Source organism: Planococcus daihaiensis (genome assembly GCF_049262615.1).
In the GTDB taxonomy this organism is placed as follows: domain Bacteria; phylum Bacillota; class Bacilli; order Bacillales_A; family Planococcaceae; genus Planococcus.
The window spans coordinates 3,142,778-3,168,398 of sequence record NZ_CP175504.1 but is presented as its reverse complement, the minus strand read 5'-3'; the positions used below and the strand labels follow the sequence as shown (position 1 = coordinate 3,168,398).

The 25,621-nt window shown below is 45.8% G+C and carries 28 protein-coding genes; 6 read left to right on the top strand and 22 right to left on the bottom strand.

Annotated features, from left to right (window positions below; all coding sequences use genetic code 11):
• Positions 1-265 precede the first annotated feature (265 nt).
• Complete coding sequence (locus DHX103_RS15750) at positions 266-508, top strand: DUF2626 domain-containing protein (RefSeq protein WP_422123159.1); 243 nt, start codon at positions 266-268, stop codon at positions 506-508.
• Between the two features lie 67 nt (positions 509-575).
• Here the strand turns inward: DHX103_RS15750 and DHX103_RS15745 are convergent, their stop codons facing one another.
• Positions 576-1,214 (bottom strand): MBL fold metallo-hydrolase, encoded by a 639-nt coding sequence (locus DHX103_RS15745; RefSeq protein WP_422123158.1) that lies wholly within the window; start codon positions 1,212-1,214, stop codon positions 576-578.
• Positions 1,215-1,365: 151 nt separating this feature from the next.
• Between DHX103_RS15745 and DHX103_RS15740 the strand changes: the two genes are divergently transcribed.
• Positions 1,366-1,545 (top strand): DUF2759 domain-containing protein, encoded by a 180-nt coding sequence (locus tag DHX103_RS15740; RefSeq protein ID WP_422123157.1) that lies wholly within the window; start codon positions 1,366-1,368, stop codon positions 1,543-1,545.
• A gap of 100 nt (positions 1,546-1,645) precedes the next feature.
• On the opposite strand, the gene DHX103_RS15735 is transcribed toward DHX103_RS15740, so the two are convergent.
• From DHX103_RS15735 to DHX103_RS15675, 13 genes are all read right to left on the bottom strand, one after another.
• Entirely contained in the window at positions 1,646-3,559 is a 1,914-nt protein-coding gene (locus tag DHX103_RS15735) for an LTA synthase family protein (protein ID WP_422123156.1), read from the bottom strand.
• Between the two features lie 179 nt (positions 3,560-3,738).
• Entirely contained in the window at positions 3,739-3,930 is a 192-nt protein-coding gene (locus DHX103_RS15730) for a YqgQ family protein (protein ID WP_422123155.1), read from the bottom strand.
• Positions 3,927-4,502, bottom strand: coding sequence for a 5-formyltetrahydrofolate cyclo-ligase (locus DHX103_RS15725; RefSeq protein WP_422123154.1), 576 nt, complete (start codon positions 4,500-4,502; stop codon positions 3,927-3,929). Before DHX103_RS15725 ends, DHX103_RS15730 begins: the two co-directional genes overlap by 4 nt.
• Positions 4,503-4,561: 59 nt before the next feature.
• A complete protein-coding gene (gene rpmG / locus DHX103_RS15720; protein ID WP_084226083.1) occupies positions 4,562-4,711 on the bottom strand; it encodes a 50S ribosomal protein L33 in 150 nt (49 codons plus the stop codon).
• A 223-nt stretch (positions 4,712-4,934) separates the two neighbouring features.
• Positions 4,935-5,594: a phosphate signaling complex protein PhoU gene (phoU, locus tag DHX103_RS15715; protein WP_422123153.1), complete on the bottom strand. Its 660-nt coding sequence runs from the start codon at positions 5,592-5,594 to the stop codon at positions 4,935-4,937.
• 18 nt (positions 5,595-5,612) lie between these two features.
• A complete protein-coding gene (gene pstB, locus DHX103_RS15710; RefSeq protein ID WP_422123152.1) occupies positions 5,613-6,443 on the bottom strand; it encodes a phosphate ABC transporter ATP-binding protein PstB in 831 nt (276 codons plus the stop codon).
• Positions 6,444-6,461: 18 nt separating this feature from the next.
• A complete protein-coding gene (gene pstA, locus DHX103_RS15705) occupies positions 6,462-7,340 on the bottom strand; it encodes a phosphate ABC transporter permease PstA (RefSeq protein ID WP_422123151.1) in 879 nt (292 codons plus the stop codon).
• A gap of 1 nt (position 7,341) precedes the next feature.
• The gene (gene pstC, locus DHX103_RS15700) at positions 7,342-8,268 is read right to left on the bottom strand and encodes a phosphate ABC transporter permease subunit PstC (protein WP_422123150.1); all 927 of its coding nucleotides are present in this window, start codon (positions 8,266-8,268) and stop codon (positions 7,342-7,344) included.
• A 67-nt stretch (positions 8,269-8,335) separates the two neighbouring features.
• The gene (locus DHX103_RS15695; protein ID WP_422123149.1) at positions 8,336-9,286 is read right to left on the bottom strand and encodes a PstS family phosphate ABC transporter substrate-binding protein; all 951 of its coding nucleotides are present in this window, start codon (positions 9,284-9,286) and stop codon (positions 8,336-8,338) included.
• 184 nt (positions 9,287-9,470) lie between these two features.
• On the bottom strand, positions 9,471-11,678 hold the full coding sequence (locus DHX103_RS15690) for a peptidoglycan D,D-transpeptidase FtsI family protein (protein WP_422123148.1): 2,208 nt from the start codon (positions 11,676-11,678) through the stop codon (positions 9,471-9,473).
• A gap of 114 nt (positions 11,679-11,792) precedes the next feature.
• Positions 11,793-12,401, bottom strand: coding sequence for a superoxide dismutase (locus tag DHX103_RS15685; protein WP_422123147.1), 609 nt, complete (start codon positions 12,399-12,401; stop codon positions 11,793-11,795).
• 110 nt (positions 12,402-12,511) lie between these two features.
• Complete coding sequence (locus DHX103_RS15680) at positions 12,512-12,991, bottom strand: DUF456 domain-containing protein (RefSeq protein ID WP_422124803.1); 480 nt, start codon at positions 12,989-12,991, stop codon at positions 12,512-12,514.
• Positions 12,992-13,083: 92 nt separating this feature from the next.
• Positions 13,084-14,715, bottom strand: coding sequence for a Na/Pi cotransporter family protein (locus tag DHX103_RS15675; RefSeq protein ID WP_422124802.1), 1,632 nt, complete (start codon positions 14,713-14,715; stop codon positions 13,084-13,086).
• Between the two features lie 168 nt (positions 14,716-14,883).
• Here DHX103_RS15675 and DHX103_RS15670 point away from each other — a divergent pair, with 168 nt between their 5' ends.
• The 3 genes from DHX103_RS15670 to DHX103_RS15660 all read left to right on the top strand — a co-directional run bounded on the left by DHX103_RS15670 (position 14,884) and on the right by DHX103_RS15660 (position 17,278).
• Positions 14,884-15,390 (top strand): DUF1189 family protein, encoded by a 507-nt coding sequence (locus DHX103_RS15670; protein WP_422123146.1) that lies wholly within the window; start codon positions 14,884-14,886, stop codon positions 15,388-15,390.
• A 157-nt stretch (positions 15,391-15,547) separates the two neighbouring features.
• Positions 15,548-16,669, top strand: a complete 1,122-nt coding sequence (ispG, locus tag DHX103_RS15665) for a flavodoxin-dependent (E)-4-hydroxy-3-methylbut-2-enyl-diphosphate synthase (protein WP_422123145.1) — start codon at positions 15,548-15,550, stop codon at positions 16,667-16,669.
• Between the two features lie 12 nt (positions 16,670-16,681).
• Positions 16,682-17,278, top strand: coding sequence for a hypothetical protein (locus tag DHX103_RS15660; protein ID WP_422123144.1), 597 nt, complete (start codon positions 16,682-16,684; stop codon positions 17,276-17,278).
• 55 nt (positions 17,279-17,333) lie between these two features.
• Here DHX103_RS15660 and DHX103_RS15655 read toward each other — a convergent pair whose 3' ends face one another.
• The 5 genes from DHX103_RS15655 to DHX103_RS15635 all read right to left on the bottom strand — a co-directional run bounded on the left by DHX103_RS15655 (position 17,334) and on the right by DHX103_RS15635 (position 22,113).
• Positions 17,334-17,744, bottom strand: coding sequence for a Fur family transcriptional regulator (locus tag DHX103_RS15655; protein ID WP_144840161.1), 411 nt, complete (start codon positions 17,742-17,744; stop codon positions 17,334-17,336).
• The gene (locus DHX103_RS15650) at positions 17,741-18,595 is read right to left on the bottom strand and encodes a metal ABC transporter permease (RefSeq protein WP_422124801.1); all 855 of its coding nucleotides are present in this window, start codon (positions 18,593-18,595) and stop codon (positions 17,741-17,743) included. Before DHX103_RS15650 ends, DHX103_RS15655 begins: the two co-directional genes overlap by 4 nt.
• Before the next feature lie 2 nt (positions 18,596-18,597).
• Positions 18,598-19,362, bottom strand: a complete 765-nt coding sequence (locus DHX103_RS15645) for a metal ABC transporter ATP-binding protein (protein ID WP_422123143.1) — start codon at positions 19,360-19,362, stop codon at positions 18,598-18,600.
• Between the two features lie 549 nt (positions 19,363-19,911).
• Positions 19,912-20,808 carry a deoxyribonuclease IV gene (locus tag DHX103_RS15640; protein ID WP_422124800.1) on the bottom strand — a complete coding sequence of 299 codons (897 nt, stop codon included), beginning with the start codon at positions 20,806-20,808 and terminating at the stop codon, positions 19,912-19,914.
• A gap of 9 nt (positions 20,809-20,817) precedes the next feature.
• Entirely contained in the window at positions 20,818-22,113 is a 1,296-nt protein-coding gene (locus tag DHX103_RS15635) for a DEAD/DEAH box helicase (RefSeq protein ID WP_422123142.1), read from the bottom strand.
• 131 nt (positions 22,114-22,244) lie between these two features.
• On the opposite strand from DHX103_RS15635, the gene DHX103_RS15630 reads away from it, so the two are divergent.
• Complete coding sequence (locus tag DHX103_RS15630) at positions 22,245-23,225, top strand: 4-hydroxy-3-methylbut-2-enyl diphosphate reductase (RefSeq protein ID WP_422123141.1); 981 nt, start codon at positions 22,245-22,247, stop codon at positions 23,223-23,225.
• A 47-nt stretch (positions 23,226-23,272) separates the two neighbouring features.
• Here DHX103_RS15630 and DHX103_RS15625 read toward each other — a convergent pair whose 3' ends face one another.
• The 3 genes from DHX103_RS15625 to cccA all read right to left on the bottom strand — a co-directional run bounded on the left by DHX103_RS15625 (position 23,273) and on the right by cccA (position 25,529).
• On the bottom strand, positions 23,273-24,382 hold the full coding sequence (locus tag DHX103_RS15625) for a Nif3-like dinuclear metal center hexameric protein (protein WP_422123140.1): 1,110 nt from the start codon (positions 24,380-24,382) through the stop codon (positions 23,273-23,275).
• Entirely contained in the window at positions 24,369-25,082 is a 714-nt protein-coding gene (locus DHX103_RS15620) for a tRNA (adenine(22)-N(1))-methyltransferase (protein ID WP_422123139.1), read from the bottom strand. The genes DHX103_RS15625 and DHX103_RS15620 overlap by 14 nt, the downstream gene beginning before the upstream one ends.
• 63 nt (positions 25,083-25,145) lie before the next feature.
• Entirely contained in the window at positions 25,146-25,529 is a 384-nt protein-coding gene (gene cccA, locus DHX103_RS15615) for a cytochrome c550 (RefSeq protein ID WP_422123138.1), read from the bottom strand.
• Positions 25,530-25,621 lie beyond the last annotated feature (92 nt).

Sequence of the window (25,621 nt, the reverse complement as noted above, 5' to 3'; positions counted from 1 at the left end):
GCGGCTTAGGAGCAGGCAAGGCTGCCATACATGGATGCCGAACCTTTGCGACGATCCCTAGCACAGGAGCATAATATTTGCGCTGTCCAATGCGCCGAAGCGTTATATTTATGTTGACTCTTTAATTCAACTTATCCAGTTAAATTGTTTTCTCAAGATTACACCGGTTTGTCACAAAGAAAACCAACTCGTTGTTTACAGGGCGGCTCGCTTTCCTATATAATAAATAAGAGATTATTGTGTTGTGGCAAAGGAGGGATTACCCATGAATAACATGTTTAAATTAATGGGATGGTGGACCGGAATTTTCGCAATTCTGTTTTATGTAGGCGATATGGTAGAAGTTTCTTTATTAATGGTCGCCAATACCGGCTTTTTTGTACTACTAGGATTTTTAAATATCTCTGAGCGTATGTATTTGTATATCTTCGCAGCTTACTTAACTGTATTCTTCGTCGGCTTCACTTACTACACAACTTTTATCCACATACCTGGTGGAGGACATTAATTAAATTTTTCAACGAAGAAAAAAGCGGCCAACTCTGGCCGCTTTTTTAATTTGATTTTTTAAGGCTTTAGTAATTCTTCAAAAACGGATTGCCGCTCTGTTCCTCTGCAGGCGTCGTATCGGGTCCGTGGCCCGGAAACAGCACTGTTTCCCCGGGAAGCGTCAGCAGCGATGATTTGATCGACTGCAGCAGTTTGGTTTCAGAACCATCCATAAGGTCCGTCCTGCCGATGCTGCCGCGGAATAAGGTGTCCCCGACAATGGCAAAACCATCTTCTTTGAAGTAGAAACTGATACTGCCCGGAGAGTGTCCCGGCGTATGCAGCAGAATCATTTTGAATGGACCGATTTCAAGTTCTTTTTCTGCCGTCAGCAACACATCTGCATCGTTGATCCGGTAATCCGGCAGGGCCGCATACTTGCCGGAGCCATTCAAATTGGGCCGGCTCAGCCAGTCCCTTTCAAGATTGTGAAGATAAACCGGAATCCGGTAAAGGTCCCTAAGCTCATCGACCGCTCCTATATGATCAAAATGCGCATGAGTCAGAAGAATCGCAATGGGCGTCAATCCGCGTCTTTTCAATAAAGCCTTGATCTTTTCGCCCTCTTCCCCGGGATCGAAAATCAGCGCCTTCTTTTCACCATTCGAAACGATATAACAATTTGTTTGTACAGGTCCCAGTTCCATTTGTTCAATTTTAAGCATTCAATTCACCTCTACTGGATTATATCATGCCGACCGGCTATTGAATGTTCATGGGAATGACATTTTTCGCGCTCGACAAACACTGTGAAATTCATTACAATAGTATAGAGCAAGACGGCAATGGCTGTTAATGTTGAAGGGAGTGTCCTGAATGAGTTGGTTAGTAGTCGTCATTTTTGGCCTAATTGCTATTTTGGCAGCAATAGGTACTGTGCAAACACTAAAGAACAAACAAGTATTAGGATTTTTATTTAATTTTGGAACTTTTGTTATTTTTGGTGCTTTTGCGGTAGCCACTTTAATCACACAAGGTTATCCACCCGCAGTATAGTAATAAGACAAAAGCTGTTGCATTCGATGCAACAGCTTTTTTTTACTGTGCAAATTGGTTTTTCCACATAAAAAACGGACCTTCTGAGAGGTCCGTTTTTTTATTGAGTTGGCTCCGTACTGTCTTCAGCTTCGTCAATCAAAAGTTCGCCGGTTTCTTCATCATAGAATCTCAAAAGATCTCCATTGATGATGGCTTCCGAATACTCCAGTTGCTGGACTGCACGATCTATAAATGGTTCACAATTTACAGGATCATCGATTTCCCCTGTTTCGCTATCGTAACAGGTTCCTGCGGCATAAACATGTTCACCCGTTACAAAACGTCCATCACGAAATACGGTAAATTCTTCGTATTCTTCCGAGAACAAATCGCCACCGAATTGGATATCATCATCCATTTCTAATCCCATGAGATTCAAAATCGTCGGACGCATATCAATCTGGCCACTGACTTTCTCGTTTACATGGCCTTCGCCAGATCCAGGGATGTGCACAAAGAATGGCACTTTCTGGAGCTGAGCCGTTTCATAAGGCGTGATTTCCTTGTCAAGATATTGTGACATGGCCTCATTATGGTTTTCAGAAATACCGTAATGGTCACCATACATAACAATGATGGAATTTTCATACAAGCCTTTTTCTTTTAAGTCATCAAATAACTCTTTCACCGCTTCATCCAAGTATCTGGAAGTTTGGAAGTAACGGTTTAACGTGCCGGAATTCGAATCAAACTCCGAAATAAACTTGTCTTCTTCATCCAAATAGAAAGGATGGTGGTTGGTCAATGTGATCAATCGGCTGTAGAACGGTTGCGGCATTTCTGCCATATGCTCAACCGACTGCTCGAAGAACGGAATATCCTTCATTCCCCAGTTCACCGCTTGCCCTTCTCCGACAGTGTAGCTTCCAACATCCTGGAATTCATCGATACCCATCGCTTTATACATGATATCCCGGTTCCAGAAACTCGCTGTATTGGCGTGTTGAACGTTTGTAAAGTAACCATTTTCGCCTAATTTTTCTGCCATCGAGTTATACGTGTTGCCGCTGTGCGTAAAGAAGACCGCACTGCCGCCACGCGGATACAGGGAGTTTTCCAATATAAACTCAGAATCGGAAGTTTTCCCAAGACCTGTCTGGTGATAGAAATTAGGGAAATAAACCGTATCTTCATCATTTGTCAGTTCGTTGAGGAATGGTGTGATCGTCTCTCCGTTCATTTCCTCATTCAGGACAAATGTCTGAAGTGATTCAAGCGTAACAACAATCAGGTTGCGATCTTCTGCAATGCCCTTCATCGCTTCAGATGGCTCTGTTTGTGTAGAACTCACATAATTTGTCACTTCTACCAGTTCTGAACCATTTGCAAGTGCCCGTTGCGCTTGAGATTTTGACTGAACATAAACATCGTATACATGGTAATTATACATACCGATATTTTTGACCAGCATCTCGCGGTCAAAGCTGCGTGTCAATAGTTGCGGACGTTCAGCTTCCGCAAGGCCGAGGTTAAAGAACATCAAAGCGGCTGACAGGATAAAATAAGCTTTTCGTTGAACAGAACTTGCTTTCTCCGTGATTTTTACTGTCGGCAAAATTTTAATCGCTAACAGCACAATCAGGAAATCCGAGAAGTAAAAAATGTCTGTCCAAAAAATACTGGCTGCCGCACTGGCTTTCAAATCTCCGAAATTCTGCGTTTGAAAAAGCAGCGGCAAGGTGATGAAGTCATTGAAAAACCGGTAAAATGCCACGTTACCGTATAGGATGGCCGATGTGACCAAGGTCATTACAAGCAAATAGCGGTTTTTTGCCTTCTCGCTCTTGAAGAACAAGACTGCTCCGTATAAGAACAGAATCAGGCTTAATGGGTTGATAAATAATATAAACTCCTGCAATGCGTTGTCTATCGTGATTGAAAATGCGGTTTTGTAAACAATATAGGTTAGTAACCAGGTTGCAACAACTGCGATCGCAAGGATCGAATGTTTAGGCCATTCTCTTTTAAACATCCCGCACATCCTCCTCTTGGTGCATTTTTCTCATGGGTATCAATTCCGTTTCTTTTAAATGATAGTAATTCAATGGACAGTTAAGTTTGAATCTTTACAAACTTTAACATTGCCTCAACATTAGATTTACCCTTTATTAGACGGATGAAACGCCGTAAAGTTTCAAAATAACGGAAATTTCATTGGATTTTGTTTTGTTCACTCCGAAGAATCAATAGAGCGGTTGAAAATTCTTTCGCCGTAATAAATTGCAAACGGTACAGTTCTCTGACTTCTTCCTCCATTAATAGAAGGTCCGCTTTGCGGTCGGCAGTATAAATAATCGTGCCGTATCTTTTCAGAAGTTGCATCACATCATACAGGTTTTTCATTGTTCCACCTGCCCGGTATCGTAATGTCCATTTTCAGTGAAGATGCGCTGAACCGGCAGATCATGTGTCTCAACCGGCACAGTTTCGGTCAGCTGAACACTGAACGCGAGTGAGCGGGTCGGGCCCTTGTAACGGGTCAGATATCGGTCATAATAGCCGCCGCCGAATCCGATGCGATAACCTTCTTTAGAAAATACCACACCCGGCACAATCAATAAATCAATCTGCTCGGGGCCAACTTCTTCCGTCAGCTCAACGATGGGTTCTTTCAGTTTCATATAGACCGTTTCCAATTGGCGGGGATCGTTGACCAGCCTGAACGTCATGGCCCGGGTGACAGGATCACATTTCGGCACAGCGGTTTTTTTACCGGCCTTCCAGCAAGCATCCATCAGCTTACGGGTATCCACTTCAGGAAATGCCGAAATCGTCGTACCAATGATTTCCGCAGACTGAAAAACGGGATCTTTCATCAAAAATGCCAAAATGGCATCGGATTTTTGGCGATGTTCTTCTGTATCCATGCTGTTCAATAGCGTGATCATTTCTTTTCGCTGGCTTGCTTTATCCATAACAGACTCTCCTTTAAAAGAAAAAAGCCAAAACCCTTGAGGTTTTGGCGGTCCATTCATTACTTCGTTTCACGGTGTACGGTCATTTTTCTTTCACGTGAGCAATATTTTTTCATTTCAAGACGCTCAGGGTTGTTGCGCTTATTTTTAACAGTGCTGTAGTTACGTTCGCTACATTCTGTACAAGCTAAAGTGATGTTAACACGCATCGGGTTCCCTCCTAATTCTTTCAAAGATCATTTTTAAATAAGCAAGATCTATACGACTTAATTATTATAGCATATCTCACAAAAAAGTCTACTGTAATAATCGCTGAATTTCAATTCTGTTCACGAAAGAAATCCCGGATCCGCGCCAGCAATATAAGATTGACCAGATTCCAAGTATAATCTCCACAAAAATAACCGGCAGAGCGTTCCGCCGGTTAACCAATTATTTGTTTAAATCGTAATGTCGTCCGCGCACCAAATAGAATAATTGCTCTGCAATATTCGTGGCGTGATCGGCAGACCGTTCCATGTAGCGGCCGATAAACGCCAATTGGGTGATCTGGCTGATTTTATCCGGATCACTGTTGCCGGCGAGCATCAATTGCGTCAGGACCTCGCCATACAGATCATCCACCTGGTCGTCGAGTTCCGCTATTTCCCGCGCTTTTGAAACATCTTCTTCGACAAATGCATCGATGACCTGCATCAGCATGGTGGTCGCCAGTTTATGCATCCGTTCAATCTTGACGATTGCATCCAAATGTTCTTCTTTTCCGAGGCGAATGGTTTCTTTCGCGATATTGACGGCATAATCTCCCACTCGCTCCATATCCGACGCCACTTTGATGATCACAATAAGCCTGCGCAAATCCGTGGCCACCGGACCTTGTCTGGCAATCAACAGGATGACCCGGTCATTAATCTCTTCTTCGAGGCGATTGATTTTGATATCGTTCTCAATCACTTCAAGAGCCGCATCAATATCATGGTTCAACAAAGCGCCGACCGACTTCCCGAGTGCTTCGACTGCCATATTGCTCAAATGGATGAGCTGATCCTGGGATGAATTTAATTCTGTATCAAACTTTTCACGTACTGACAAAATGGAACGCTCCCTTTCTTAACCGAACCTGCCGGAAATGTAGTCTTCTGTGCGCTTGTCTGACGGATTGGAGAAAATGGCATCAGTCTTGTCATACTCAATCACTTCACCGTTCAGGAAAAATGCCGTTTTATCAGATATACGGGCTGCCTGCTGCATATTATGCGTCACGATGATGATGCTGTAATCTTTTTTCAATTCCTGAACAAGTTCCTCAATTTTTAGTGTTGAGATTGGATCGAGTGCAGAAGTTGGTTCATCCATCAGGATGACATCCGGTTCAATCGCCAAAGCCCGTGCGATGCAGATCCGCTGCTGCTGGCCGCCGGAAATGCTGTAGGCATTCTCGTGCAATCGATCTTTCACTTCATCCCAAATGGCTGCGCCACGAAGGCTTTTTTCAACGATTTGATCAAGAATTTTCTTGTTTTTAATGCCGTGAATACGTGGTCCGTAGGCGATATTATCATAAATTGATTTCGGGAATGGATTCGGCTTTTGGAAAACCATCCCAACTTTTGTGCGCAACTCTTCCACACCGTAATCTTTGTCAAATATATTTCTTCCGCGGTAAAGAATCTGGCCGGAAGTCTTCACATTCGGCACCAGTTCAACCATGCGGTTCAAGGTTTTCAGATACGTCGATTTGCCGCAGCCTGATGGCCCGATAATGGCCGTAACTTCATTTTGCTTGATATCCAATTCAATATTTTTCAGCGCGTGATTGTCGCCATACCAAAGATTCAATTGTCTCGTATCATAAACGGAACTTGTTGAGGATGCTGATGCGTTATCCTGTTCGAGCTCTGCAGTTTTGCTTTTATTTTCTATAGCATTTGTCGTTGACATAGTAGAACCCCTTCCACTCTAATAGCGTTTCTCAAATTTATTGCGAATAATTACTGCGACCGAATTCATCAACAGAAGAACAACCATCAGAACGATGATGCCGGCTGCTGCAACTTGCTGAAACTCAGCTTGCGGACGGCTTGACCAATCATAGATTTGCATCGGCAAAGCTGTGAACGTGTCCATGACTCCCGCAGGCAGAAACTGGATGATGACCGGCACCCCGATAACGATCAACGGTGCTGTTTCCCCGATAGCCCGTGACAGTGCAAGAATACTTCCTGTCAAAATCCCGGGAATCGCGGCGGGCAAGATGATCCTTGCAATTGTCTGCCATTTTGTAGCCCCCATGCCGTATGAAGCGTCGCGCAACTCACCAGGAACCGACCGGATCGCTTCCTGGCTGGCAACAATAATGACCGGCAGGATCAAAAGACTCATCGTGAATCCCGCCGCCAGAATGCTGTTGCCGAGCGATAATGCACGAACGAAAATGGTTAGCCCCAGTAAACCAAATACGACCGATGGCACGCCCGCTAGATTTGAAATATTCATCTGGATAAATGTTGTGATCCGATTTTTCCCGGCGTATTCTTCCAGGTAAAGTGCTGAGCCCACTCCCAAAATGATTGAAGTTGGTGCGACGACCAGCATCAGCCAAATCGAACCAATTAATGCCGCTTTGATCCCTGCCTGTGCCGGGAACCTCGATGCAAAATTAGTCAGAAAATCAATCGATAAATGATTGACCCCTTGTGAAACGATCTGGTACATCAATATTACTAGGGCCAGCAAAGCGGTGAGCGTTGCGAGAAGAAATATCGATTTGAAAAGCTTATTGATGATATTTCTGCCAGTCATCCGTCTGACGACAGCCTCATGTTCAATATATCTCATCTCAATACTCCTCTCTGAAACGCTTGGAAACGTAATTGGCCAAAATGTTCATGACCAGGGTGAAGATGAATAACGTAAATCCTACCGCGTAGATTGAATAATAGATTGTCGTACCGTAGCCGGCATCCCCTTTGGAGACCTGGACAATATAGGCCGTCATCGTCTGGATGGAGCCAGTAAAATCTCCGTCGAATTTTGGAGTTGAACCGGCTGCCAGGGAAACAATCATCGTTTCGCCGATGGCACGGGATACTGCCAGAACAACTGATGCCACGATACCGGAAACAGCGGCTGGAATCGTTATTTTCATTGCCACTTCGAATTTAGTCGATCCCATTGCCAATGCACCTTCGCGGATACTCTTTGGAACCGATGACATCGCATCTTCTGACAGCGATGCAATCATTGGTATGATCATGATGCCGACAACGATACCCGGAGAGATGGCATTGAATATTTTAATGTCCGGGAAAAAGGTTTGCAAAAGCGGTGTGACGAATGTCAATGCAAAGAATCCATAGACAATTGTCGGTATGCCGGCAAGAACTTCCAGCACCGGTTTAATCACTTTCCGCACATTCTCTGTTGCATACTCACTCAAATAGATGGCTGCTGAAATCCCGATCGGCACTGCTACCACGATGGCAATCAGCGTCACCTTTAAAGTCCCGACGATCAGCGGAAGGATGCCGAATTGCGCTTCCTTATTTGAAAAAGGCAGCCACGTCGTGCCAAATATGAAGTCGGTGATGGATACTCTTGTAAAGAATGTGACCGTTTCAACGATCAACGTCAGCATAATGCCGATGGTCGTAAGTACAGATACCGTTGCAATAAGGAATAAAAGCACCGGCATCATTTTTTCCACGAATTTTTTGTTCTTTTTGCCTTTCGACTGCGCGATCATTTCCTGCACAGATTGCCCCATGACGAAACCCCTTTCACACCCAAAAGGTGAGCAAAGGCTGCTCACCCTGATTCTGGACTATTTCAATTTATTTTAAAGCTTCAAGATCTGCCAAGCCCGCTTCGTATTCTTCGTCCTTCAATGACACGTAGCCGACTGCTTGCGCCATTTCAGCGGCATTTTCAATCGTGTATTGCATGAAATCATATGCTGCTTCATTTTCACTCATTGACGTGTTTTTCGCATAAGTGAACAATGGGCGTGATAATGGCGAGTATTCGCCGGATTCAATCGTTTCATCATTCGGTTCAATGCCGTCAATTGTTACTACTTTCAACGTATCCTGGTTCGCTACGTAGTAAGCGTAACCGAAGAACCCGATTGCATTTGGATCAGCCTGGATGCCCTGCACCAACGTGTTGTCATCTTCTGACAGTGTCGCTGAGCTGACGATGTCTTCATCTTCCAGAATCACTTCATTGAAGTAATCGTATGTTCCTGAAGCAGTTCCTGGTGCGTAGAATACGATTTCTTCATCCGGCCATTCTGGATTGATGTCGGACCAGGTTTTCGTTGTTCCATCTTCCACCCATAATTTCTTCAGATCTTCCACCGACAAATCTTCCACCCAGTCATTTTCCTGGCTGACGACCACTGACAATCCGTCATACGCTAATAGAAATTCTGTGTAATCAATGCCAGCTTCTTCGAGCGCAGCTGCTTCTTCTTCTTTAATGGGACGCGATGCATTTGAGAAATCAGTCTCGCCGGCTACAAATTTCTCGAAACCGCCACCTGTACCGGAAACGCCGACTGTCACTTGTACGCCTGGCTGAGCTCCGGCATATTCTTCAACGATACCTTCCAGGATTGGTGCCACTGTAGATGATCCATCTCCAATTACTGAACCTTCGACTTCACTTGCTGTTGATGAACCGTTGTCCTCAGTTTCTCCGCCTTCATCAGTACCACCGCATGCTGCAAGTAGTAAAGTCGATCCGAGAATTGTTGAAGCCATTTTGAATTTCCAGTTTTTCATCTTTTTACGCCCCCAAATAGTTTGTTTTGTTTACAGTCTTAACTATAAAGAACGATTGTTGAGGACATATAAAGGCAATGTTAAGAATTTGTAAATGCATAGACAATGAAAATACATACCTTTTTGCATCTGAAATTCGCGCAAAAAAACCCGGCCTGCAAGGCTGCAGGCCGGGTTTCAAGTTTTATTCTTCTTCTGCATCGATCGGTTCTTCTTCGCCTTCTTCAATTACTTCACTCGAATAAGGGGGTTTGATGACGGTTGGTGATTCTTCCAATCTGGTTTCACGCAGTTCAAAATATTTATCCAAAGCCTCCCGCACGATCAGGTTGCTGGTCGGCGGCACCGCCCGCCCATTCGTGGAGATATAAGGAATCATCACGGCATAGGCAACTTCGGGATTGTCGTATGGCGCAAATCCCACGTGGGTCGTTGTAATGGCATCGTCTTTATAAAAAGGATTTTCTCTGTCATCATTATACACCACTTCCGCCGTACCGGTTTTGCCGGCAGCGGTAAAATCCGCGTCAGCAAAATAACTTCTGGCAGTTCCCTGGTCTCCGATATACACATTCCGCATTCCTTTTTTCAATTGATCAATTTCCGCCTGTGAATTGCTGATGCGGTTCAGGATTTTCGGCTCAATCACCGTCTCCACCGGGCCGAGGTTTTGTCCGTCCGTCGATGCACCGCGAATCTCTTTGACTAGATGCGGCTCCATACGGTAGCCGTCATTTGCGATGGTTGATACATATTGAGCCAATTGCATCGTCGTGTAAGTATCAAATTGTCCGATTGTAAAGTTGAGCAAGTCGCCTCCAATGTCCGAGGCGCCTTTGAAGCCGGTTCCTTCAAATGGAAGATCGATTCCCGTCTTTACACCAAGACCGAATTGGGCAAACGAGTTTCTCATCGTTTCAAAATGTCTTGGAGGAATATTGATCGGCTGATTGTATTCATATTTTTCATTTGCCAGCGCCAATGCGATTTTGAACATGTAAACGTTGGATGACCGTTCTATTGCTTTGAGGTCAGTAACAGCTATTCTGTTAAATCTGGTCTGGTTAAAAAGTGATCGCTTCGGATCTGTACCGCTTATTATTAAAGGCTCATCAATCAAAGTCTGGTTCATGCTGACGGCGTCTTCCGCATAGCCGGTCAACAGTGTCGCGCCTTTAATAACAGAACCGGTTTCATAAGCCGCCGTTACAGCGGCATACGACATATCCTGCATCACCAGTTTGCCATCATCATCACGGTCGAGGCGCTTGCCGACCATCGACAGCATTTCACCGGTTCGGGGATCCATCATGACCAGGTAAGCATCTCTGACCAATTGGGCATTCGGACCGGCTTTCAGTTCGCGCAAATGCTTTTCGACAATATCTTCCATTGAAGCATGCAGCTCGCTGTCAATCGTCAGCATCAAATCTTTGCCGGGCTTGCCGGCGTCCGACGGAATGGTCTCAATGACCCGGCCACGGCCGTCGGTAATATTTTTGACGACCGATTTTTGGCCTTGCAGAACTTCTTCGTATTGCAGTTCCAAAAAGCTGGTTCCCACGCGGTCATTGCGGGAGTAATCCCGTGCCATGTAATATTCCAGGCTGCTTGACGGGATCCCTTGCTCAGGAGTCGTCGTGCTTCCCAGAATTGTCAAATCGCTGGTTTTAACACGCTTCCAATCGGTAATCGTATTGACACCTTTCAGTTTTGGATCGGTCAGCCTTTCCGAAACCCTTGCGAATTCTTCGGGAGTCACTTCTTCGTTCTTGATGATTTGAGGCGACAATGCATAGCCCGATGTCATTTCACGGAAAATCGCCAATGTCTCGATGTCTTCTGCTGTAAGGCTCGCCAATTCCTCTTCCGTGATTTTTTCCCGGATGAGCGTATCTATTTTGCGCTGTTGTTCCTGTTTTGTAATTTCTTCATTGGCGATTGCTGCACGTTCGGCGTCTGTGACTTTTTCAGTCGCTTCTGTAGTATTAAGCAATATATAAAAATCCTGTTTGTCACGTGCTGTCACACGTTTATCATCTTTTTCGATCAATTTAGCGAGCTCTCTGGCAGTTTCGAGCATGTCGCTGCGCTTGGTTGTCTGCATCGCCGTATATGTAATGGCGTTTACGGGATCGTTATCAACAAGTACGCGGCCTTCACTGTCAAAAATACGGCCTCTAGGTACGCTCGTATTGACCGGCACTTCTTCCGTTCTTGCCAAAGCACGGGCATAATCCTCACCTTTGACAATCTGCAAATAACCGAGCCTTAAGATCAGCACAGAAAAAAGCAGAAAAATTGAGAAGAACAGGATATTCATGCGAAAGACGGTATGGGATTTCAGCTTGGATTTCGCCTGACTTACTTTCCTCTTATTGGGTTGGCTCATTTATTAATTGGTCTCCTTTCGGTGAAATATCCAAAAGCTAGTATATCATCGAACAATAAAAAACACACACTTTTTCAGACGAAAAAGTGTGTGTCAGGTTTCATATATTATTAATTATTTTGCTGCTTCAAAGCGTTTTGAAACTTCATCCCAGTTTACTACGTTCCAGAATGCCGCCAAATAATCCGGGCGTTTGTTCTGGTATTTCAAGTAATAGGCATGCTCCCAAACGTCCACTCCAAGAATCGGCGTTTTGCCGTCCATCAATGGAGAGTCCTGGTTGGCAGTGGAAGTAACTTCAAGTTCCCCGTTTGAAACTGCAAGCCAAGCCCAGCCAGATCCAAAGCGTGTTTTGCCAGCGTTTTCGAATTTTGTTTTGAATTCGTCAAAACTGCCAAACTTGCTGTTGATCGCTTCTGCAAGAGCACCTGATGGGGCGCCGGTGCCGTTTGGCGTCATCAATTGCCAGAATAATGAGTGGTTGGCATGTCCGCCGCCGTTGTTGCGTACAGCTGTACGGATATCTTCAGGCACAGCGTTCAAATCAGAAATAAGGTCTTCTACAGATTTTGAAGAAAGATCGTCGTGGCCTTCCAGGGCTGCGTTTACATTCGTAATATAAGTGTTATGGTGTTTTGTGTGGTGAATATTCATCGTTTCCTTGTCAATATGCGGTTCAAGTGCGTCATACGCGTAAGGTAATTCCGGTAATTCATATGCCATGATTAAATTCCTCCTTGAGTCTATTGTGCTACTTTCCTAGCGTATCAAAGTTTACAGATTGATACAATTAAAAAGCACGAACATCCATTTTAATCAGACCTTTGACTGATTTAAACAACGATGAAGAACAAGATGACCATCACCAGCTGAATGATGCCTTTGGTGAAAACCGAAGTGACAAAGCCGACCACTGAACCGATGCCGGATCTGAATGCCTGTTTAAAATTTGAGCGGTTGAAAATCAGTTCTGCACCGATAGCGCCGACAAAAGGACCGATGATGATGCCGATGATCGGCAGGATAAAAGGTCCGAAGATCAAACCGATCATGCTTCCCCAAAACCCAGCCCTCGAACCCCCGAAGCGCTTTACGCTGTATGCATTCGATAAAGCATCCGCGCTGAACAATAAGCCCACGAACAGCAATTGGATCAGCCAGAACCACCAGGGCAGAGCTGCAAAGTCGAAAAACAGGCCATACATGACAAATCCGCCAAAAATAAACAGCACTGCAGGAATTATAGGATATACCAAACCGATAAAACCGATTACAAAAAATAGCAGGACGACAATCCAGCCTATCACTTCCATTGTTTCCATAGCAGTTCCTCCCCAATTAAAAACTCCCTTTCATCGTGCCCTACATTTTTTAAAATGTAAAGAAAGATGAAAGGGAGATATTGTTATGCGCGATTTCCAAGAATTGCTTCCGCGATATTTACGGAATGGTCACCGATTCGTTCCAGGTTGCTGACAATATCAACAAACACGATTCCTGCCTGTGCCGAACAAGCTCCTTCTGTCAGACGGAGAATGTGTTTCTTGCGGAATTTCCGCTCCATCTTGTCAATCAGGTCTTCTTGTTCCGCAACTTCACGCGCAAGCTCATGGCTCGTCGTGTCAAGTGCATCCAGGGATTTTTGAACGGTTGCAATCGTTAACGTGAACATTTCTGTCAGGTCTTCCATTGCGTCGTCTGTAATCGTCACGCGGTTATTGACCTGATAATCGATCAATTCGATAATGTTTTCGAAATGATCTCCGATGCGCTCAATATCGCGAACCGTTTCCATCAGCATTGTGTGGCGTGTTGAATCTGCTGCTGACAGTGATTCACCCGATATCAATACAAGGTAATCCGTTATTTTGCTGTCTAAATTGTTTATGGCATCTTCCAATTGATAGCCGGTTTCGGCATTCTTGGAAGTTTTCGTTTTCAAATATTCATATGTTTCCTGAAGTCCCTGCACGGAATATTGGCCCATACGCAGGATTTCTTCTTTTGCCTGTCCAAGCGCAATGGAAGGTGATTGTTCGATGAAATGAAGATCGAGATGTTTCGGTTTGAACTCAATCGTTACGTCATCTCCAGGTATCACTTTTGTTACCAGATAAGCCCATAGCCCGATCAATGGAAATTGAATGATTGTGTTGGCTACGTTGAATGATCCGTGAGCAAATGCAATTTCCATTTTCGGATCAAGTCCGAGTGTGATTGCCAGCCATTCCACATAAGCCGTGAAAGGTACAAGCAGGATCAGGAAGATAACAGATCCGATAATATTGAAAAGCACGTGTACGGCTGCTGCTCGGCGGGCGGCAACTGAAGCTCCGAGTGCAGCAAGAATAGCTGTAACGGTGGTCCCGATATTATCGCCGAATAGGACTGGCAATGCCGCATCCAATGTTACAAGGCCTTCACCGTATAAGCCCTGCAGGATTGCCACAGTACCACTGGAACTTTGAACGATGAACGTCACAAGCGTCCCTACTGCAACACCCAGAATCGGAAATTCACTGAGGTTGACGGTCATATCGATGAAAGCCGGCAATTCACGCAACGGCTTCATCGCCCCGCTCATCGTATCCATCCCGAAGAACAAGCCTCCGAAACCGAAAATAACCTGGCCGATGTTCTGAATTTGATTTTTCTTGAAGAAGAAGATTAAGAAAGCCCCTGCAGCCATGATCGGCAAAGAGTATGCACCGACATCAAGTCCGATGATGAACGCAGTAACGGTTGTACCGATGTTCGCCCCCATAATGACCCCGATTGCCTGGCGCAAGGTCATGAACCCGGCACTTACCAGCCCGACGACGATAACAGTCGTTCCTGAACTGGATTGAATTAGAATGGTTACAATAATACCAACCAGAACACCCATGAAAGGATTGGTGGTAAAGCGGTCCAATATTTCACGAAGTTTATCCCCTGCCGCTTTCTGTAAAGCGTCTCCCATATACTTGATGGAGAAAAGGAATATACCAAGCCCACCTATGAAGGTGAAGAATATTTCTTGCCAGTTCATTTCCACGATTAACAATCACTCCTAGAATAGCTTTTTAACACCTTGTCCATTATGTATACTTCGGTACGCAATTGTAAATACCCTTCATGAAAAATTTACATTCCCGTAACAAAGCATAATTTACTCGATTCAATATAATGGTAGGATATTATTATAAACGAAAGGAAGATGAACGTGAATATCTTACAATTGCTGAAAGCCAGTATAATGGAACCTAAAAAGCAGGCAGCCGTCAGGATATTACCGATCGGAAAAATAATGCGTTTTGTTTTTCTGTTCATCCTGCTGCTGACGATTCCCGCGTTTATCGAATTTATTGATGGCCTCAGCAGCGTTTCGGGTGATCTGGAAGGATTTCTTCTTTATATAGAAGCAAACGAATGGCTGCTCTACCCATTGGCCTTCATCCTGCTGTTTGTTTCCACCACGCTTTACCATTTCATCAAAATCAGCTTGTTTGCTTGGATCGGCATGGCCATATTGAAAGGAATGAAGCGCCGGGGGGAATATCGTCAATTATGGCGAACCACGTCCCTCGCAGTCACAGTTCCGACAATTTTATCGGTCGCTGTTGGTTTTATTACAGAGAATTCATGGCTTCCAATCCTGATTTCACTGTCGGCAATCGGCTATCTGTATCTGGCAATAAAGTATTACCCCAAAATGCCGCCACGCAAATAGCGTGTTGACCGTTCTTTCTTGTATTTTACAAGCTGAGACTGCTAAAATAGCAATAGGCATCACTTAGAGCCGGCTAAAATTTGCATTGACTTGAACCGGCAGAAGAAAAGCGGGACCGGTTCCAATAACTGGAATATCCCAAAAGGAGAGATAATTGATGAGTGAGATTATTCACCGTTCAAACACACGCCCCGTAAAAGTTGGAGATATCACAATCGGCGGCAGCAATGAATTATTCATACAAAGTATGGCAACAACAAAAACACACGATGTCGAAGCGACTGTAGCAGAAATTCTTCGCCTGGAAGAAGCAGGTTGCCAGGTTGTTCGCGTCGCATGTCCGGATGAACGTGCCGCATATGCCATCGGCGACATTAAAAAGCGCATCAACATCCCGTTAGTTGTGGACATCCATTTTGATTATAAATTAGCCCTTATTGCAATCGAACAAGGTGCTGATAAAATCCGCATCAACCCGGGCAATATCGGACGCCGCGAAAAAGTCGAAGCGGTCGTCAATGCCTGTAAAGCAAAAGGCATTCCGATTCGCATCGGCGTCAACGCCGGTTCGTTGGAACGGAAAATTTTAGAAAAATATGGCTACCCGACAGCGGATGGTATGGTCGAAAGTGCTCTTCACCACATTAAAATTCTCGAAGACCTCGATTTCCATGACATCATCGTGTCCTTGAAAGCGTCTGATGTTCAGCTTGCGGTAGAAGCATACGAAAAAGCATCGAAAGCATTTGATTACCCGTTGCACCTTGGAATCACTGAATCCGGTACTTTGTTCTCCGGTACGGTGAAATCAGCAGCCGGCCTTGGCGCCCTGCTGCAAAAAGGCATCGGCAACACATTGCGCGTATCACTCAGCGCAGATCCTGTCGAAGAAGTCAAAGTGGCGCGCGAAATGCTGAAAGTTTTCGGACTTTCTTCAAATGCTGCCACATTGATTTCGTGTCCGACTTGCGGACGCATCGAAATCGATTTGATCACAATTGCCAATGAAGTCGAGGAATACATTTCGCACATCAAAGCACCGTTGAAAGTGGCAGTTCTTGGCTGTGCAGTCAACGGACCAGGAGAAGCCCGTGAAGCCGATATCGGCATCGCCGGTGCCCGCGGCGAAGGTTTGCTCTTCATGCACGGCAAGACAGTCCGCAAAGTCCCTGAAGCGACAATGGTGGACGAATTGAAACTTGAAATTGATAAACTTGCTCAGGAATATTTTGACAAGCAAGCCGCTGAAAAAGCGGAAGCCGACAAACAACAAGTATAAGGTAGTGATGCTATGAGATATCGTTTTGGAATTGATATAGACGGGACAGTAACATCGCCCACTTCATTGATCCCGCATATAAACAAGCAATTTAACAGTGCATTGACTTTGGATGATATCAAGGAATATGACCTGACAACTGCTCTTCCCCATTTAGAGCCCGGAGAATTTTACTCCTGGTTCCGGGAAGCGGAATCAGCCATTTATGCATCTTCACCGGTGTCAGATAATGCCAAAAGCATTCTGAACCACTGGAAATCGCATTATGAATTATTCTACATTTCCGCCCGCGGCGAAAATGTTTTGGATATTACGCACGAATGGTTCAAAGAGCATGCAATCGCTTACGATCATATCGAATTGATCGGCACGCATAAAAAGATTGAAACGGCGAAGCGCCATAATGTCGATCTCTTTTTCGAAGACAAGCATGACAACGCGGTCGAAATCAGTGAAGAACTGGATATACCGGTCATTTTATTCAATACCCCTTACAATCAGGAAGCGGTACCGAATAGTGTCATCCGTGTCTATGATTGGCTGGAAGCGGAACAATGGGTGAAAAATGAATTCGGTGTCCAAAGCGCGTTAACAACTCCAAACAAATAGGAAAAAGCCGATTGCACAGTTGCAATCGGCTTTTTTGTGTTCGAAATTTTTGGGTTTATTTACACTCCGGGCACTTGCCATAAATTTCGAATTTATGGTTGGCTATTTCATAAGCCGGCAATGCGGCTCCGAGCATATCCATCGGACATACCGGAATTTCTTTGATTTTACCGCAGTCCATACAGATAAAGTGATGATGATGGGAATCACTTTCACAGTGCATACGGAAATGGCGCTCTCCCGACAGTTCAGTCTCTTCCAAAATGCCGAGGCTGACGAAAGTCGCCAGATTGCGGTAGACCGTGTCATAACTCATGCTCGGATAATCCTTTTGCATGACGTCCAGCAGATCCCGCGCGGTCAGATAACGGTCATCGTTGACGAAAAGTTCAAGGATCTGATTGCGTTTCGACGTTTCCTTATAGCCCTTTTGTTTCAAAATGTCCCATGCTTTTACAAGATTCATGCGATCGCCCCTCTTTTTACGCTTACAGATATTTTTTTATAAATCAAAACAATCAGCAATAATAAAATCGATGTAACGACAATTGTTCCTCCCGGAGCCAGGTCAAAGTAGAAAGCGGAAATCAGTCCGGCAATAACGGATGCTTCCCCGAACAGGATCGACAGAATAATGGTCTGTTTAAAGCTTTTTGATACGCGCATAGCTGCTGCGACGGGAATGGTCATCAGGGATGATACCAATAGGATTCCGACGATGCGCATGGAGCCGGCAATAACGAGTGCCGTAACGATCATGAACATAAAATGGATCCATTTTGCCGGCAGGCCGGAAGCTTTGGCATATTCATCGTCGAAAGATAAAACGAAAAGTTCTTTAAAAAATAAAAAGATAAATGCGAGAACCACGATTGCGATGGCAACGACAATCAATAAGTCTTCCCTGCTGACAGCTGACACTGAACCGAACAGATAGCCGAAAAGGTCATTTGTAAACCCTTGGGCCAATGAAATAAAAATAGCACCGAAACCGATTCCTGCCGACAGGATGATCGGGATGGCCAACTCTTCGTAATGCTTATACAGGCTGCGCAGGCGTTCGATAAGGACTGAACCGCCGACAGATGCCGCGATTCCGAGGAACAGCGGATTTAAGGTGGCGAAAGCCGCAACACTCTGGCTTAAATAGAGGCTGCCGGCAATCCCCGCCAGCGTAACATGGCTGAGTGCGTCTGCAATCAGCGACAGTCTGCGGACGACGATGAACACCCCTAAGAGTGGGGCAATGATCCCGATGATCAACCCGGCGCCGAACGCATTCTGTAGAAATTCATAAGTCAATATAGCGTCTATCATTGTCAATGTGCGCCTCCTGTGTGATGGATTTTCCGGACGGAATGGCCATACCACGAGGCGCGTTCTTCGTCACTCAATGTTTGAAACTGTTCTTTGAAGCCGTGGAAATGGATCGTCTGATTCAGGCAGGCAACATGTGAAACCCGATCTGTCACCGTATCCACATCATGCGTCACCATGACCAGAGTGATGCCGTTGTTGTGGTTCAGCGACGCCAGCATATCGTAAAAAGCCTGCACATTTTGATGGTCGATGCCAACTGTCGGTTCATCGAGAATCAGCATTTTCGGCTTTGAGACCAGCGCGCGGGCGATAAAGACCCGCTGCTGTTGGCCTCCAGACAACTCACTGATGCTGCGGTTCCGGAATTGCTCCATTCCGACTGCCGTCAACGCTGCCGACACATCTTCATCGACTGTTTTTGGCATACGGTGAAACAATCCCGCTTTTTTAGCCAGCCCCCCAGCTACCACTTCTTGAACTGTTGCGGGAAATCCGGCATTGAACGAATTGGATTTCTGCGAAACATAACCGATCCATTCCCGATTTTTAAAATTCTTCGCATCCACTCCGAAAAGTTTTATCGAACCTTTAGACGGTTTTATCAACCCCAGCATAATTTTCAGCAGGGTGGATTTTCCGGAGCCGTTCGGTCCCAATATCGCCAAAAAATCCCCTTTTTCGACTTTCATTGAAATATTATCCAATGCTTTTGTTTCTTCATATTCAAAGCTGATGTCTTTGATTTCAATCAATGGCGCATCCATACTGCCGCCTCTTTTCCAATTAAGAATGATTACGATTTACATTTTAAAAGTATAAGCCAGTTCCGCTCCCTTGTAAACCATTCGAACCCAAAAAGAAAAACTCCTCTATTAAAGAGGAGCTTTCATAACATGTTATCTGCAAACCGATATTCCGCAAAACAGCTTCGCTTGCCAAAACCCGTGCTCCTGCATCGCTGCGCTGCTTCGTCGCAAAGCGTCGGCCGAACTGCCTTCGGCCAACACTTGGCTCGCGCTGAGCTAACTCGGTCTCGTTTCACTTCGCCCGAGTGGATCTCAGCACTTCGCTTGGTCCCCTGGGCGTCTGCGCTGTTTTGCTCCATATCTTTAGAATTCTTTCCATAAATAAGATAGTTCAAATTTTGATTTATTTATAACTTACATCAATTTAATCATCAGAGTCATAATCGAGTTTTAGAAGGCGGCTCCTACGGAAATAATGAGAATACTTAGACGCTAGCCACTAACGGAGAGCGTCAGCTTAGAGCAAAGTAATATGAGTAAACTAGGATAAAAATAAAAACTCCTCTATTAAAGAGGAGCTTTCAAATCTTCTATGACACCGGGTGAAAATACGCCGGCTTTGAACATTTCGATTTCAAATGCGTATGGCGCTTTTTTGTTTTTAGCGTCCACTCCGACATACGGCGTTTCCAAAATTTTGGGAACATGCATGAGGTCGCGGTGGTGGACGATGCCGTTCAGGGCTTCAAATCCGATTTCACCAAAGCCGATATTTTCATGGCGGTCCTTGGCTGCACCGCGCACATTTTTGCTGTCGTTGATGTGCAGCACCTGCAAACGGTCTATGCCGACGATACGGTCAAAATCTTCAAGGACTCCGTTGAAATCCTCTTTGATATTGTATCCGGCATCGTGCGTATGGCAGGTGTCGAAACAAACGGACAGACGCTCGTTATTTTTCACGCCGTTTATGATCGACGCGAGCTCTTCAAAGCTGCGGCCGCATTCGGTTCCTTTGCCTGCCATCGTTTCGAGTGCAATATTTACCGGAAAATCCTGGCTCAGCACTTCGTTCAAGCCTTCGATAATTTTGGCAATGCCGGCTTCAGCTCCGGCACCCACATGGGCACCGGGATGCAGAACAATTTGCGTGGCGCCAAGTGCCGCAGTGCGTTCGATTTCCTTTTGCAGAAATTCGACGCCATGAGCAAAAGTTTCCGGCTTTTGTGTATTGGCAATATTGATGATATAAGGTGCATGGACGACGATATTGGACAGCCCATTGGCTGCCATATGTGCCTGCCCCGCTTCGATATTCAGTTCTTCGATCGGTTTGCGCCGCGAGTTCTGCGGGGCCCCTGTGTAGATCATGAAAGTAGTTGCTCCGTAGGAAGCTGCTTCTTCACTTGCTGCCAGCAGCATCCCTTTGCCGCTCATCGATACGTGAGATCCAAGTAACATAATTTCGACTCCTTATTTCTTGCGGTTTTTCCGGCGTTCCGCTTTTTTGATTTCGTCCATTTTCCACTTCATCTTTTTCTTGTACATCGGTTTTACCGATTTTGGTTTGTGGACCATTGTTTTCGCTTTCGCGTCCGCTTCGTTTGTAGGACGCACACGCGCCTTTCTGGTATGGCGCTCTTTCAGATCGACGAATTCGCCTTTGATGATGTCTTTCTGCTGGAATGGGATCCCCATTTTTTCAACACGGACAATCGCATCTTCTTCTTCCGGTTTGAACAGCGTGATTGCGAGGCCTTTCATTCCCGCGCGGGCTGTACGGCCAACACGGTGAATGAAGAATTCGAGATCTTCCGGCAATTCATAATTGATGACGTGGCTGACACCCTCGATGTCGATGCCACGCGCTGCCAGGTCCGTTGCTACGATGTATTGATATTCGAGGTCACGGATCTGGCGCATCATTTTCACTCGTTCACGAGGCGCAAGGTCACCGTGGACACGGCCGACTTTGATGCCATCTTTGGCTAATTGATCCGCTACATAATCCGCGTTGGTGCGCGTGTTGACGAAAATAATCGCCAGATAAGGGTTGATGATTCCCATCACTTCCTTCAAACGCTCCATTTTGCGTTTACTGCGAACAGGAACCAGGTAAAAATCCAGTCCTTCAGCAGTCGGGCGCTTGTCGCCGACTTTAACATGGACCGGTGATTCCATATATTTTTTCAGGAATGGTTTCAGCTTTTCAGGAATTGTGGCTGAAAAGACATACATCTCCAGATCATCCTGCATTTTGCCGGCAACCTGGTCGATTTCTTCGATAAAGCCCAAATCGAACGCCAAATCAGCTTCGTCGACTACCAGGATTTTCGCCGTATGGACGAACAACGCGCGTTCGTTGACCATATCTTTTAAGCGTCCCGGCGTGCCGATGACGATGTGCGGCTGGGTTTTCAGTTTATTGATTGAACGCTGTTTGTCCGTTCCGCCGATAAACGATTTGACTTCAATGCCGGAGCCTTCCGTAAGCTTCAGTATTTCGTTGTAAAGCTGGGTTCCAAGCTCACGCGTCGGAGCAGCGATGACCGCCTGCACTTCCTGGCGGCTGACGTCAACCCGCTCAACGATGGGAATGATGAAACTGTGCGTCTTGCCTGTCCCTGTATGGGATTGGCCTATAGCACTGGTGCCTTTCAATATATGAGGCATGATCTGTTTTTGGATCGGAGTCGGTTCTGTAAAACCGAGTTTCTCCACTGCCTCTAATAGGAATGGTTTTAATGAATATTCTTTGAAATTTGTCATGGGATGTAATTCCCTCCTTACGCTCCGTATATTATAGCATAAACCGCGTGTTTTACGCGATGCAACTTTTGTAAAGCTGCACCGTCTCCGTTATAATGGAAGTATTGATTGTTGAAAGGAGCGGTAAACAGATGAAGGTTATGAAAATATCACCAAGAGGTTATTGCTACGGAGTGGTGGATGCCATGGTCATTGCGAAAAATGCCGCAATGGACGAAAGTTTGCCCCGGCCTATTTATATATTGGGAATGATTGTCCACAATAAACATGTAACGGATGCTTTCGAAGCGGATGGCATCATCACGCTCGATGGCACCAACCGGCTTGAAATACTTGAAAAAGTCGAAACGGGCACGGTTATTTTCACCGCGCATGGCGTTTCACCGCAGGTCCGGGAACTGGCTCGCCGAAAAGGGCTTGTATCCATTGATGCAACTTGCCCTGACGTAACAGTCACGCATGACCTGATCCGTGAAAAAACGGCGGATGGTTTTCACATCGTCTATATCGGCAAGAGTGGCCATCCTGAGCCTGAAGGCGCAATCGGCGTCGCTCCTGACTTGGTCCACCTCGTTGAAAATGTGGATGACGTCAACAAGCTCCAATTGACAGCTGACAAAATCATCATCACCAACCAGACGACGATGAGCCAATGGGACGTCGTAGCGATGATGGAAAGACTGAAAGAAAAATTCCCTCATTCGGAAGTCCATAAAGAAATCTGCCTTGCCACTCAGGTCCGGCAGGAAGCTGTAGCCGAACAAGCCGGCGAAGCTGACCTTCTGATCGTCATCGGCGATCCGATGAGCAATAACTCAAATCGCCTGGCACAAGTATCGCAGGATATTGCCGGGACGCCTGCTTACCGCATTTCCGATTTATCCGAACTCAATCTCGATTGGCTCGAAGGCGTCGAAACTGTGGGAGTTACTGCAGGAGCTTCAACTCCGACTCCGATCGTCAAGGAAGTCATGACGTTCCTCGGCAACTACGACCCGGCGGATCCGGAAACGCATCAGCTTACGCGTACCGTTCCACTGAATAAAATCCTGCCGAAAATCAAGCATCCGAAACCATCGGATCGCATTGAACCTTATCCGGTTGGAGAATAAGTAAGAAAAGCGCCGAATCTGCTTGCTGCAGATTCGGCGCTCTTTTTTTATATGAGTTTAAACGGTTCCGTATCGACTTCGGACGGCAGAAATTCGCATTGCCAGTCCGTATTCTTTGCCAGATGATTGGCGACTCCGCGGATCATCACTTTTTCCACATGATGCCCGGGATCGACAATATTCAAGCCGATCGCTTCAGCATCCTGCGCCGTATGGAAATACATATCGCCCGTAACGTAAACATCCGCTCCGGAACGTTTGGCCTGGTTGATGTATTTATTGCCATCGCCGCCAAGAACCGCCACTTTCTTAACGGGATCATCCCAGTTGCCGACAACGCGGGCAAAGGGAACCTGCAATTTATCTTTCACCAATTGGGCAAACTCTTTCAAAGTCAGCTGCTCCGGCAATATGCCGACACGGCCAAGCCCCATCGGCAGCTCTTTGTTTTCCAGCGTGAATACATCGTATGCCACTTCTTCATACGGATGCGCCGCAATCATCGCCCGGATAACGCGGTCTTTTTCGAATTTGCGGACCACGACTTCGATCTTCGATTCGTCGGTCATTTCCAACTTGCCGGCTTCTCCGATATACGGATCGGCTGCAGCTGTGGGACGGAAACGGCCAGTCCCCGACAGTGTGTAGCTGCAATGTTCATAATCGCCGATCGATCCGGCTCCTGCGTTGCCCAGCGCTTCACGCAGCTCGTCTTCGTGGCTTTCGGGCACAAAAACAGCAATTTTCACCAGTTCGGCCTCATAGGTTTGGACAAGCACTTTTGTGTCCTGAAGTCCCAGTGCCAGCGCGAGCAGATCGTTGACTCCGCCTTCTGCCACATCGAGATTCGTATGGGCCGCATAAACGGCGATATCATGTTTGATCAATTTTTCCACCAAACGCCCCTGAGGAAAATCGGTCTGGATATTTTTCATCGGCCGAAAAATGGGGGGATGATGCGCGATGATCAATTCCGCTCCTTTGGCAATCGCTTCATCAACCACTGCTTCATTGACGTCAAGGGTGACAAGCACTCTTTCGACTTTCTTGTTCAATGTTCCGACATGAAGGCCGATGGGATCACCTTCCATGGCTAAATACTTCGGCGACCATTTCTCAAATTCTTCAATGATTTGTTGGCCATTAGGTATTTTCATCGTGCAGCACCTCTTCCACTAAACGAATTTTTTCAACGAGCTCCTTTTTCTTTTCAAGAATTTGAAGCGTCTGTGCGGTGGATTCCATTGACACTAAAATTTGCTTCCATTGGGAACTTTCCCTGTGCCATTTGTCGATAAACACCGAAGATTTTTCCGCCATCAAAATAGGTCCCATCAAAAGTTCCTGTTCTGAGAAAGTAACTGGCGACGCTGCGGGTTCCAACACGATGATTTCGTAAATCTTATCGTTTTCTTTCAGAATTTCTTCTTCTGTGATTGCCCATTGGTTTGCCCAAGCCCATTGCCGAATTGATTTGCCGTGGACATTGGGCTGCAGAACCAGACGCTCGACGCCTTCGAGTTTTTCTTTGCCATCCTCTAAAATCGATGTAATCAATGGGCCGCCCATGCCCGCAATCGAAACTGCTGTAACGCCGTCTTCCGGCTCAATGGCGGCCAAACCGCTGGCAAGTCTTACATCAATCACATTCTTCAGGCCCTCCTGCTGTACTTGCTTCAACGCAGAGTCATAAGGTCCTTTGACCACTTCTCCCGCAATAGCGCCTTTTATGCTGCCTTTTAAAGCCAGATAGCAAGGAAGATAGGCATGGTCGCTGCCGATATCCGCCAGAATTGCCCCAGCAGGTACATGGGCAGCGACTCTTTTCAATCTTTCCGATAATTGTTGCGCATTCATCCAAAAATCCTCCCAATTGACAGAAAAACCCTTAGCTCCAGAAGAACTAAGGGTTTTTTGCTATTATTCTCCGAGTGATAGAACCCACTCAGCCATTGCCGGAATGTTTTCAGCTTCCACAAGTCCGCCAGGCATAGCGCCTGCACCTTCTGCAATAATTTGTTCAATTTCTTCTTGGGACATTTCAGTATCAACCAATGATGGGAAAGCTCCGCTTCCTTCATAGCTTGAGCCGTGACATGAAATACAGCTGTCCTGCGCTTTAGCTTCCGGGTCGAATTCTGCTGTATCAGCAGTTCCTTCGCCTGTGTCTTCGCCATTTTCTTCAGCTGCCTGCTCATCAGCTATTTCAGCTTCATCGCCGACGCCTTGCAATGACATGAAGAAAATAAGGCCAATACCGAAAGCCATAATTAAGATATAAGGTACAATTGCATTTTTTTGCATCCGTTACCCCTCCCCCTTCTAATTCTACAAATGATAGTATTCGTATCAATCATTATTGTACTGTATTCTACTCTAAACGGAAAGGCATAACG